We start from the raw sequence: 11,771 nt of genomic DNA on the forward strand, positions 1-11,771 counted from the left end.
GTGTGGTGACTAGAAGGCCTGGGCTCCCTGGGTCGGGCCGAGCCGGCGCGGGAGGTAGCGCCCGGCGCCCCGCTCCACGTCGAGCTTGCCGTCCACGCACTGGACCCGGCCGTTGACGATGACGTGCGTCGGCTTCCCCTTCACCTCGAAGCCCTCGAAGATGCTCCGATCGCACCGGTGATGGTGGGTCTTCGCGGAGATCGTGCTCGTCCCCTTCGGGTCGAAGACCACGAGATCCGCGTCGCCGCCCGGCACGATCGAGCCTTTGCGCGGGTACAGGCCGAAGATCTTGGCCGGCTGCGTCGAGAAGAGATCGACGAAGCGGTGGACGTCGATCCGCCCCTCGAGCACCCCGTAGGTCCAGAGCAGGGCGAGGCGGTTCTCGATGCCGGCGGCGCCGTTCGGGATCCGCGAGAAATCGTCCTTGCCCATGTCCTTCTGGCCGACCTGGTTGAAGGGACAGTGGTCGGTCGCCACGGTCTGGATGAGCCCCGACGAGAGCGCGGCCCACAGCGCGTCCTGGTGGCCCTTCGGCCGGATCGGCGGGCTCATCACGTAGACCGCCCCCTCGAAGCCGGGCTTCTCGTACACCGAGTCGTCGAGCAGGAGGTACTGCGGGCACGTCTCGGCCATGACCACCTGACCGCGGCTCCGCGCCTCGGTGACCGCGGCGAGCGCCTCCTTGCAGGTGAGGTGGACGATGTAGATCGGCTCGCCGATCATCCGGGCGAGCATGATCGCGCGCCCCGTCGCCTCGCCCTCGATCGGCGCGGGGCGGCTCTGCGCGTGGTACCGCGGGTGGGTCTTGCCCTCCTTCAGGAGCTTCTTCTGGAGCGCGACGACCGCGTCGCCGTGCTCGGCGTGCACGGTCACGAGCGCCCCGAGGCCCTTGGCGGCCTCCATCACCTGGATGAGCTCCGGATCGTCGACGCCGATGGCCCCGCGGTAGGCCATGAAGGTCTTGAACGACGGGATGCCGTGCTCGCGCGTGCAGACGGCCATCTCCTCGAGGGTATCGTCGCCGAACCAGGTGACGGCCATGTGGAAGGCGTAATCGGAGACCGCCTTCTTCGCCTTCTCGTTCCACATCGCGAGCCCGTCGAGCAGCGCCTGCCCTCGGGCCGGGATCACGAAATCGATGATCGAGGTCGTGCCCCCGGCGACGCCCGCCGCCGTGCCGGTCTCGAAATCATCGGAGCTCTCCGTCCCCATGAACGGCAGCTCCATGTGCACGTGGGCGTCGACCCCGCCGGGGAAGATGAGCTGCCCCGAGGCGTCGATCACCGTGTCCCCCGCGCGCTCCTTCGACAGGCCCGCGCCGACCGCGGCGATCTTCCCGTCCTCGCAGTAGACGTCGCCGACGAACCGGTCGCTCGCTGTGATGATCTCGCCGTTCTTGATCAGGATGCCCATGTTGCTCCTCCGCGGGTGAGCGCCGGGCGGCGGGTCCCCTCCGGGGGGCGGCGGCCGCCCTCCCGCCGCCCCGGGCCCTCAGGGCAGCTGTTCCGTGAGCTCGCCGTACGTCTCGGGCCGGCGATCGCGGTAGAACTGCCACGTCCTCCGCACCTCCTCGATCAGGTCGAGGTTCATCTCGGCGACGACGAGCTCGTCCTTGTCCTCGCTCCCCGTCGCGAGGAAGCTGCCCCGCGGGTCGCAGAAGTAGCTCGTCCCGTAGAACTTGCCGATGTTCCACGGCGCCTCGGTGCCCACGCGGTTCGAGGCGGCGATGAAGTAGCCGTTGGCCACGGCGTGCGCGGGCTGCTCGAGCTTCCAGAGGTACTGGGAGAGCCCGGCGACCGTCGCCGAGGGATTCCACACGATCTCGGCGCCGTTCAGGCCGAGCAGCCGCGCCCCCTCCGGGAAGTGGCGATCATAGCAGATGTAGACGCCGATCCGCGCATACCGCGTCTGGAACGTGGGATAGCCGAGGTTCCCCGGCTTGAAGAAGAACTTCTCCCAGAACCCGTTCGTGTGCGGGATGTGCGTCTTCCGGTACTTGCCGAGGTACGTGCCGTCGGCGTCGACCACGGCGGCCGTGTTGTAGTAGACGCCCGCCATCTCCCGCTCGTAGATCGGGATGATCATCACCATCTTGTACTTCTTGGCGTACGCCGCGAGCCGCTCGACCGTTGGGCCGGGGACGGGCTCGGCCACATCGCACCATTTCGCGTCCTGCGAAGGACAGAAGTAAGGTGTATTGAAGACCTCCTGCAAACAGAGGATCTGCACACCCCTCTTCCCCGCCTCGTCGATGAAGGAAAGGTGCTTCTCGAACATCGCGTCCCGGATGGCCATGACGGAGGCGCCGTCGTCGCCGATCGGGGTGGAGCACTGGATCAGCCCGCCAAGTACGTTCCTTGCCATCAGAACCACCTCGTGATGACGATCTTGCGCTCCGTGTAGAAGTCGATGGCCGTCGGGCCGTGCGCCTTGAGATCGCCGAAGAAGCTGCCCTTCTGGCCGCCGAAGGGGAAGAAGGCCATGGGCGCCGCGACGCCGATGTTCACGCCGACCATCCCGGCGCCCACGCGGTGCTGGAACTCGCGCGCCGCGCGGCCGCTCGACGTGTAGATCGACGCCGCATTGCCGTACTCGCTCCGGTTCGCGATCGCGATCGCCTCGTCGAGGTCGTTCGCCCGCATCAGGCACGCGACCGGCCCGAAGATCTCCTCGGTCGCGATCACCATCCCTGGCCGCACGTCGTCGAAGACCGTGGGCCCCACCCAGTTGCCGTCCGGATACCCGTCGACCCTCGCGTCCCGGCCGTCGAGAAGGAGCGTCGCCCCCTCCGCCACGCCCTGGTTGATGTACGAGAGCACCCGGTCCCTGTGCGCCGCCGAGATCACCGGGCCCATGGTCACGCCCGGCTTCGATCCGTCGCCGAGCACGATCCCCTTCGCGTGGCGCACGAGCCCGTCGCGCACGGCCTCGTAGGTGTCGCCGACGCACACGACGACGCTGCCGGCCAGGCATCGCTGGCCGGAGCAGCCGTAGATGGACTCGGCCACGTTGGCGACCGTCATCCGCCGCTCGGCGTCCGGCATCACGACGAGGAAGTTCTTCGCCCCGCCGAGCGCCTGGACCCGCTTGCCCGCCTCCGCGGCGCTCCTGTACACGTGGCGCGCGACCGCCGACGAGCCGACGAACGAGACGCCCGCGATGTCCCTGTGCGCGCAGAAGGCGTTCACGACGTCGCGGCCGCCGTGGACCAGGTTCACGACGCCGGGCGGCAGCCCGACCTGCTCGATCAGCTCGAAGATGCGCTGCTGCGAGAGCGGGACCTGCTCCGACGGCTTGAGCACGAACGTGTTGCCCGTCGCGATCGCGTACGGCAAGAACCAGAGCGGCACCATCGGGGGGAAGTTGAACGGCGTGATCGCCGCGAAGACGCCGAGCGGCTGGCGGATCGTGTGGCAGTCGATCCGGGACGCGACGTCCTCGAGGCCCTGCCCCATCAGGAGGGCCGGGATGCCGGCCGCGTGCTCGACGTTCTCGATGCCGCGGCCGAAATCGTTCCGGGCCTCGGCCAGCGTCTTGCCGTGCTCGGCGGTGCAGATCGCCGCGATCTCGTCGCGATGGGCGTCGAAGATCTCGCGCAGCTTGAAGAGGTAGCGCGCCCGCTGCACCGGCGGCGTCGCGCTCCAGCCGGGGAACGCCGCCTGCGCGGCCTTCACCGCCGCGTCGACGTCGGCCGCCGTCGAGAGGGGCACCTCCGCAAGAGATTCCCCGGTCGCCGGGTTCTTCACCTCGAGGTGCGTCGCCCCCGAGGCTCGAGACCAGGCTCCGCCGACGAAGTTTTCCAGCACACGCATCGTGAAAAACCTTTCCCCCCGGCGAGGTCGTCACTCGGCAGCCCCGACCAACAGGCCGGGCGCCGCCCCTGGCTGCTGGGCATCACAGCCCACCGATCGAGCGCTACATGCGGTGGGGGCCATCCGTCAAGCCTCGGTGCGACGCGCACCGCACCCGCCTACGGAAGATCCCCAGCGCACATCCCGTAGTATAGACCACAGAGCAGCTGGCGGCCCACAGTGCAACTGCCCAGCACCACGTCATGAAATACTTTGGAAATAACTCGGGTATGCCCTGGGTGGGCCGCGCGAACGACGCGAACGAGAGGACCCTGCCGCTCGAGCGACTCCATCCGCCCCGAGGCCCCACGTCGAGCCGGCCCGGCGCGACTCCCTCGCCGCCGCGCGCGCCACGAGGGAGTCGCGCCGAAGCGCGGCGCGGCCCGTCCACCGGAGCACCGCATCGAAAGTCGCTCGTGGTCGTTGCTGCGTCGATCGAACCGTCCTAGGTGCACCCCATGGACCTCGCGGATCCTTGCCCGGTGGCCAGGCGCACGACTATCCCAGGGGATGGCTGTGCGCGCTGGCGGCTCGGCGGTGCGCAGACGTAAGATCGGTGCGCGCTCGGTGAGACGATGACGAAGCCCAGCATGCTGTTCGACACGACGGAGCACGTGCTCATCGCCGTCCACGGCAGGGAACCGCCGAGCGACGAGGAATGGGAATCGTATATGCAGGCGGCGGGCAGTCTCCCGCCCACCTGCACGAAGACTCTCGTGGTGACCGCCGGGGGGGGACCCAACGCGAAACAGCGGGCATCCATCAACGACTACGTGAGCAAGACCGCGCTCACCGTGGCGATCTGCACGGACGCGCTCCTCGTCCGGCAGATCGGGACTGCGCTCAGCTGGTTCAACCCGCGGGTCAAGGCGTTCCGGGGCAGCGACGTCGTGGCCGCGCTGCGCTATCTGGAGATCACCGGGCCCGAGGCCGCCGAGGTGCAACACAAGGTCACGAAGATGAGACTCGAGATCGAGGGCCGGCCGTCCCGCGCGCCGCGCTGACCCGGGGGCCGCCGGGGAGATCGTGGCGACGCCTGGGGCGCGGGGGTGGTAGGAGGGGGACCGGACCACCGCGATGAACACGACCCGCTGGCAGCAGCTCATCTCCTCGCGAGAGGCGCGAGGGGCCCCGAACGGCGCGTGGCGACCCCGCTTCTTCCGCCCGGCGCGCGAGGACGACGCGGACGGGCTCGGCCGCCTGCTCCACGACGACGCCCGGATCGAGATCTTCGACACGATCGACCGGCAGCTCGCCGATCTCGTGAAGACCCGCCACCCCCGGGAGCGCCTCGGTGAGCGGGACGTCGCGCGGCTCGTGGGAGAGCACCTGAACGGCGCCCCCGTCGAGGCCTATGGAGTCTGGGTCTACTATCCGTGGTCGCACCGCCTCGTGCACCTGCTCGATGAGGCCGAGTTCGTCGAGCTGCGGACCGACCGGAACAAGCACAAGATCAGCGGCGAGGAGCAGGCGGCGCTCGCCCGCCGGCGCATCGGCGTCGTCGGCCTCTCGGTGGGGCAGTCCGTGGCGATGACCATCGCGCTCGAGCGGAGCGCCGGCGAGCTGCGCCTCGCGGACTTCGACCACCTCGATCTCTCGAACCTGAACAGGATCCGGACCGGCGCGCACAACCTCGACCTGCCGAAGGTCGTCGCCACGGCGCGCGAGATCGCCGAGCTCGATCCGTTCCTCCAGGTGACGTGCTTCCCCGAGGGGGTCACGGAGGACAATATCGAGCGCTTCCTGCTCGACGGGGGCAAGCTCGATGTCCTCGTGGACGAGTGCGACAGCCTCGATATCAAGCTCCTGCTCCGCGCGAGCGCGCGCGCCCGCCGCATACCGGTCGTGATGGAGACGAGCGACCGGGGGCTCATCGACGTCGAGCGCTTCGATCTGGAGGGCGATCGGCCGATCCTCCACGGGCTCGTCGGCGATCTCACGCCCGAGCGCGTCCGCGGCCTGTCGACCGAGGACAAGGTGCCTTATGTCATGCAGATCATCGGGCAAGACGCGATCTCGCTCCGGCTCCGCGCGTCGCTCATCGAGGTGCAGCAGTCGGTGAGCACATGGCCTCAGCTCGGGTCGGCGGTCGTCCACGGCGGGGCGGCGGCCGCGGACACGGCGCGCCGGATCGCCCTCGGGGAGCCGGTGCGGTCAGGCCGGTATTATGTCGACCTGGAGGAGCTCATCAGCGGCCCCGAGGGGGAGCCCGCCGCCGCGGGCGCGCCGCGCGCGCCGGGCCCTGCCCTCGCCGCGGCGGCGGGCCCGCTCCCGGCCGCCGAGGCCGGCGCCGTCGCGCTCGACCCGGCGCGGCTGCGGCGGCTCGTCGAGGCGGGCGTCGCGGCGCCCTCGGGCGGCAACTGCCAGCCCTGGCTCTGGGTCCACGAGGGCCGTCGCCTCGGGCTGTTCCACGACCGCGCGCGCTCCGAGTCGCTCGCCGACTTCCAGGGCGCGGGCGGCGTGGTCGCGCTCGGCGCGGCCGCCGAGAACGTCGTCCTCGCGGCGCACCGCGAGGGGCTCAGCGTGCGCGTCTCGCCGTTCCCGCGCGAGGGCGACGAGGACCTGGCCGCCACGTTCGCGTTCTTCGGCGCGCCGACCCCCGGCGCCGAGGAGCACGCCATGGATGGCCTCGCGGACGCCATCGGGCTCCGGCACACGAACCGGCGCCCTGGCCAGCGGGCGCCGCTCGCGGAGGAGCACCGCGCCGCCCTCCGCGCCGCGGTCGAGTCCATCCCCGGGGCGCGCCTCGGGCTGCTCGAGGCGCCGGCGGAGCTCGACGAGATCGGCGCCCTCATCGGCGCCGGCGATCGGCTCCGGATGCTCGCGAGGCAGACCCACGCCGACATGATGCGGGAGGTCCGCTGGACCGAGGCGGAGGCCGAGGCGCGCCGGGACGGGCTTTTCGTCGGCACGCTCGAGCTCTCGCCGACCGATCTCGCGGGGTTCAAGATCTGCCGGGATTACCGCGCCCTGGAGCTCGTGCGGCGCTGGGGCGGCGGCCGGGGGCTCGAGAGGATGGCGCAGAAGGCGATCCGCTGCGCGGCGGCCGTCGGGCTGATCACCCTGCCGCGCGCCCGGCTCACCGACTATTTCCAGGGCGGCAGGGCGGTCGAGCGCGCGTGGCTCACCGCGACGCAGCTGGGCATCGCTGTCTACCCGATGACGACGTTGCCTTACCTGTTCGCGCGGCTGATCCGGGGCCGCGGCGAGGGGCTCGACGCGGAGACCGCGGAGGCCGCGACCGGGCTCCGGGAGCGTTATCTCCGGCTGTTCGACGTCGACGACGCGACCGCGGAGGTCCTGCTCTTCCGCCTGTCGCTCGCGGGCCCCGTGTCGGCGCGCTCCCTCCGCCGCCCCGTCGACGACGTGCTCGTCGTGCGCTGACCGGCCGGCGCGGCGCCGCGGCGGCCCGCGCAGAGCCGGCCCTCACGGCGTCGGGCGATCGCCGAAGAGCCAGCTGCGCGCGGCTGCCTCGTCCTTGAAGACCCGCACGAGCTGCGCGGTCCCCGCCTCACGGGCGATCCGGCTCGCCTGCAGCGCCGCGAGATCGCTTTGCACGAGCTCGGCGGCCCTGATCACCCCCATCGCGGTCGAGGTCGCCGCGATGTCGCGGAGGAGCTCCGTCGCCTCCTCGGAGGCGATGGAAAAGCCACGGAAGTCCACGAGGACGCGGATCCTCCGGCCATAGAGCGAGCCGAGGGCCTTCTTGTAGTCCGCGGCGTACGCCTGCGCCTCCTCCGTGCGCACGACGCCTTGCAACGTGACCTCGATGAGCGCGTTGATGAGGTCGATCTTGAGCTGGTACATGCCGCCTCACCTGGAGAGCCGAGAGCGAGACCGAGACCGAGAGACCATAGCGTCGCGCCGCCGCTGATCCAGGCCGTTATCGCGGCTTCGGCTCGGTGAGCCGGTAGACATGCTCCACGAACTCCGGGACGATCTCCCTGGCGACGATCCACAGCCGTCCTTCGCCGAGGTCGTGCAAGCCGGCAGGGCCATCGAACGTCAGCTTGCCGCGCTCACCGAAGTAGATGAACGACTTCCTGTCGTGGCTGCGGAACCAGCCGCACGCCGCGTCGAGCAGCGGGCCGAGCGCGGCGTCTCCGCCGGGGCGCATCGGGAAGATGCGGACCGAGTCGAGGAGGCGGAAGAGGTTCGTGCCGAGCTCGCCGAGCTCGAGGACCGCGACCGCCAGCGGCTCGCCGTGCTGGCGCGCCACGAGGAGCGCGCGCTCCCGCTCCAGGCCCGCGCTGCGCCAGCGCTCGACGCAGGGCCCCATCCCGAGCCTGCCGGGCACGAGATCGAGCGCCTCCGCGTACATGCGCGGCGACGTCGCGCACAGGAGGCCGAGCAGCGCCGCCTGCTCCCCGGGGGTCGGCTCGCCGATCTCGATCGGCCCGCCGGCTTCGCGCGGCGCGCGCGGCGCGGCGCGCGCGTCCACCCCCATCAGGCGGAAAGGCAGCGACAGGACGTGGCCCGTCTCGTGGCGCGCGCGGGCGAACTCGAACAGCGATCGCTCGTTCCACGCGACGTGCGCCTCCGCGTAGGCGATGATCCAGCCGCACTCCGGGTCGGACATCGCGTGCTCGAAGCAGCGAGTGAACATGTCGCGGAGCACCTGCCGGGAGCTCAGGTTCGACGCGGATTTTGGCCGCTTCGCGAGCTGATGAATCATCCACGTGCTGTGGTATGGCTTCATGATCGAGAAATTGCCCTCGATCCCGTGCTCGGACAGGCACGCCACGTTGTACAGGAGGTGCGGCACCGCCGCGGCCTTCTGCGCCATGGTCAGGAAGCTCGGCTTGATGGCCTCGAAGTGCTCCGGCCGCCGCCCGGAGAGGTTGAAATAGCCGGACGAGTCGAAGAGATCCCAGAGCTCCGCCTGCCACGCGGTCCCCCCGTAGGTCGTCGCGTGCAGGATGCGGGATACGAGCCTGAGCCAGCGCCGCTCGTCCTCGCGCCGCGCGGCGGTCACGTGCACGCTGCAGAGCTGGGTGTCCGCGCCCTCCACGGCCGACACCGACCGCACCTCGCCCCGCAGGTGGACGACGCCGTCGTCGCCGTCGGGGAGCTCCAGCGAGAGCTTGTGCCTGGGGAGCAGCGGCGGGTGTCCCCTCGTCAGCGCCATCCGCAGGCCCGAGAAGGACACGTCGACCACATCGGCCTCGATCGGCGGGATGTGGAGCCACTCGGGGTGCAGGAAGCGCGCGGTGAGATCGGCCTCGACGCCCCGCTGCAGCAGGCTCTTGCGGAGGCGCTCCACGCGCGCCGGCAGCGCCGAGACGAGCTCGCCCGGGCGCACCTCGTCCGCGCGGACGTTGAAGCGAAAGACGGAGTTCTGCCCCGCGATCTCGACGGCGGCGTCCTCGCTCCAGCCCTTGATGCCGAACCACGTGACCGTCCCGGCCCCCACCTCGCCGAGCATCACGCAGAGGGGCGGCGCGCTCTCGGCGGCGCGGCGGACGACGCCCTTCCTCCGCAGCAGGAAGCCGAGGATGTTGCGCACCCTCCTGGGGTCGTCGATGATCTCGCGCACTTGCCCCGCGTCCGTGGCCGAGGGCCTGAACAGGCTCGCCGCGGCCGCCTTGGCCGTGCCCGCGTCGACGAGGGCGCGCAGCACGTCGCGGATCTGCCCCGCCGCGCGGGAGGGGGTTCCGTCCTCGAACGACAGCCCGATGAGCGGCCCCCGCAGGCCCATCGACTGGAGCACCAGCACGGCGGAGAGCGGACCGATCTCGACGTCGCCGGCGTACAGGCGCACCCGGACGACGCTGCCGAAAGGGAACGAGGTCCGGTAGTCGGGCTCGATCCAGGCGCCCATCGCGCCGAGCAGGACGATCGGGTAGCTCAGGTCGCGCCCCTCGATGCGCAGCCAGGCAGCGCCGCCGTCCAGCCAGCACGCCTCCGGCACCCTGACCGCCGGATCTCCCCCGAGGAGCGCCCGATCCAGAGGCCCCCCGTCAGCGCTGCCGCCGGCGGCCCAGCGCGCGTCCTGCCCGAAGCCGACCTTCGGAACCACGGTCACGCGGTCGCCCCCTCTGTCGTGAGGCCACGCGTTCCATGCGAGGAACAGGCAACGAGGCTGCTTCGCCACCATGGCGAGGAAGCACGGCGCTGTTCGGCGAGCTCGCCAACACCCCGCAGGAGCTCACCTGGAAGCCGGGAAGGAGGCAGATCCACTTGCGCGTACTTCCAGATCCTCTGTACCGGATGTCAACATCCCGCGTCAAGCGCCGCCCGTGCCGCGCGCGCCGCCGTGTGTCGCCCTGCAGGGTCGCCGTCGTCGACGTTGTCGCCGCCGTCAACGCCGCCAGCGCCGTTGACGCCGTTGACGTATTTTGCGTTCACGCATCCGTCGTAATCGCCGTCGGACCGCGCCCTGAACACGGGAGCAAGATCGCCCAGGATCCCCCGGAGAGCGGGGTGATGGTCCGGACGTGGCGGGCGGCCACGGCTGTCCATGCTACAAAGCGCCACCCCGATGCCCGACATGAGCGCCTTTCTGCACGCCGACGGCTGGATCACGCTGGCGACCCTCAGCGCGCTGGAGATCGTGCTTGGAATCGACAACATCGTCTTCCTCTCCATCATGACGGCGAAGCTGCCGCTGCAGCAGCAGCCGCTCGCCCGCCGCATCGGCCTCGTGCTCGCCCTCGGGATGCGGCTGCTCCTCCTGCTCGCGATCTCATGGGTGATGGGACTCAAGGCTACCCTGTTCAGCCTGCTCGGACACGACTTCAGCGGGCGTGATCTGATCCTGCTCGCTGGCGGTGTGTTCTTGATTGGCAAGGCGACCCACGAGATGTTCGATAAACTCGAGGTCGACGATCCCAAGGAAGAGCAGCCGAAGGCGAAGGCGTCGTTCCCCTCCGTCATCGCGCAGATCGTGCTGCTCGACATCGTCTTTTCGCTCGACTCGGTCATCACCGCCGTCGGCATGGCGCAGCACATCTCGATCATGATGGTGGCCATGTTCATCGCGGTGGGCGTGATGCTCGTCTTCGCCGGGAGCATCGGCGCGTTCATCCAGCGCCACCCGAGCATGAAGATCCTCGCGCTGAGCTTCCTGCTCCTCATCGGCGTGGTGCTCATGGCCGACGGCATGGGCCAGCACATCAGCAAGGGGTATATCTACTTCGCGATGGCCTTCTCGCTCGGCGTCGAGCTCATCAACATGCGCCTCCGGGTGCGCCAGCGGCCCGTCCAGCTGCGCACGAGGCTGGGGAGCTCTCCGGACCTCTCGCCGGCGCACGAGCAGGCTCCGCCAGCGGGCTGAGCCCCACGCCGGGATCTCCGCGGAAGAGCCGGAGAGGCGGCGGAGGCCGGGGCTCTTGGAGCGAGCACCGGGAGAGCCTGTAAACAATTCGCACAGAGGTGGTCTACGAGGGTCGACGGCGAGAGCGGCCGGTCCCAGAAGTGACACCGGGGTTCTCCACCGAGGTGAGCGTGAGCGACGAGCGAGACGACCAAGGAGACTCAGAGCGAGGAAGGCAGCGGCGCATCGTCGTCGTCGACGACGACGACGCGATCGTCGAGACGCTGGCGGAGGTGCTGCTGGCGGAAGGGTATGAGGTCGAGGGGTACACCGACCCCCTGGAAGCCCTGGAGCGGCTGCGCTCCCAGGCGCCGCCCGACGCCATCGTCATCGACTGCGTGATGCCGTTCCTGGACGGGCCGCGCCTCATCGAGACGCTCGCGGCCGAGGGGAGGGCGGCGCCGGTCGTGCTCGTGACCGCGCTCAGCGATCCCGGCTTCTGCATCGATCCGAACCACCCGGACGCGACGAGGATCATCAACAAGCCGTTCGACCTGGAGCAGCTGCTGGAGACGCTCGACGACCTGACGAGCGCGCCCCCGGTGAGCGAGCCAGAGGCGCGGCGGCGCACGCGGACCGCGTCGACGCAGCGGACGTAGCGGCGG

9 protein-coding genes are annotated in these 11,771 nt (G+C 70.3%); 4 read left to right on the forward strand and 5 right to left on the reverse strand.

The genetic code is table 11. The features are described from left to right. Window positions 1-9 precede the first annotated feature (9 nt). From hydA to WMF34_RS32705, 3 genes are all read right to left on the reverse strand, one after another. Window positions 10-1,413: a dihydropyrimidinase gene (gene hydA, locus WMF34_RS32695; protein ID WP_437990270.1), complete on the reverse strand. Its 1,404-nt coding sequence runs from the start codon at window positions 1,411-1,413 to the stop codon at window positions 10-12. Window positions 1,414-1,491: 78 nt separating this feature from the next. Next, window positions 1,492-2,364, reverse strand: a complete 873-nt coding sequence (locus tag WMF34_RS32700; protein ID WP_012239016.1) for a nitrilase-related carbon-nitrogen hydrolase — start codon at window positions 2,362-2,364, stop codon at window positions 1,492-1,494. Further along, window positions 2,364-3,812 (reverse strand): CoA-acylating methylmalonate-semialdehyde dehydrogenase, encoded by a 1,449-nt coding sequence (locus tag WMF34_RS32705; RefSeq protein ID WP_012239017.1) that lies wholly within the window; start codon window positions 3,810-3,812, stop codon window positions 2,364-2,366. Before WMF34_RS32705 ends, WMF34_RS32700 begins: the two co-directional genes overlap by 1 nt. A 614-nt stretch (window positions 3,813-4,426) precedes the next feature. On the opposite strand from WMF34_RS32705, the gene WMF34_RS32710 reads away from it, so the two are divergent. Together WMF34_RS32710 and WMF34_RS32715 are read left to right on the forward strand one after the other, a co-directional pair. After that, window positions 4,427-4,855 carry a hypothetical protein gene (locus WMF34_RS32710; RefSeq protein ID WP_012239018.1) on the forward strand — a complete coding sequence of 143 codons (429 nt, stop codon included), beginning with the start codon at window positions 4,427-4,429 and terminating at the stop codon, window positions 4,853-4,855. A 73-nt stretch (window positions 4,856-4,928) separates the two neighbouring features. Next, window positions 4,929-7,235: an Rv1355c family protein gene (locus WMF34_RS32715; protein WP_437990271.1), complete on the forward strand. Its 2,307-nt coding sequence runs from the start codon at window positions 4,929-4,931 to the stop codon at window positions 7,233-7,235. 42 nt (window positions 7,236-7,277) lie between these two features. On the opposite strand, the gene WMF34_RS32720 is transcribed toward WMF34_RS32715, so the two are convergent. Beyond that, window positions 7,278-7,658, reverse strand: a complete 381-nt coding sequence (locus WMF34_RS32720; RefSeq protein WP_012239020.1) for an STAS/SEC14 domain-containing protein — start codon at window positions 7,656-7,658, stop codon at window positions 7,278-7,280. Between the two features lie 76 nt (window positions 7,659-7,734). Beyond that, window positions 7,735-9,876 (reverse strand): hypothetical protein, encoded by a 2,142-nt coding sequence (locus WMF34_RS32725; RefSeq protein ID WP_437990272.1) that lies wholly within the window; start codon window positions 9,874-9,876, stop codon window positions 7,735-7,737. Between the two features lie 465 nt (window positions 9,877-10,341). On the opposite strand from WMF34_RS32725, the gene WMF34_RS32730 reads away from it, so the two are divergent. Both WMF34_RS32730 and WMF34_RS32735 read left to right on the forward strand, forming a co-directional pair. Continuing rightward, entirely contained in the window at window positions 10,342-11,127 is a 786-nt protein-coding gene (locus WMF34_RS32730) for a TerC family protein (RefSeq protein ID WP_012239023.1), read from the forward strand. A gap of 170 nt (window positions 11,128-11,297) precedes the next feature. Continuing rightward, entirely contained in the window at window positions 11,298-11,765 is a 468-nt protein-coding gene (locus WMF34_RS32735) for a response regulator (RefSeq protein WP_231864366.1), read from the forward strand. The last annotated feature ends 6 nt before the right edge of the window (window positions 11,766-11,771 follow it).

The sequence above is a fragment of the Sorangium sp. So ce145 genome (assembly GCF_051525985.1).
GTDB classification, from domain to species: domain Bacteria; phylum Myxococcota_A; class Polyangia; order Polyangiales; family Polyangiaceae; genus Sorangium; species Sorangium cellulosum_B.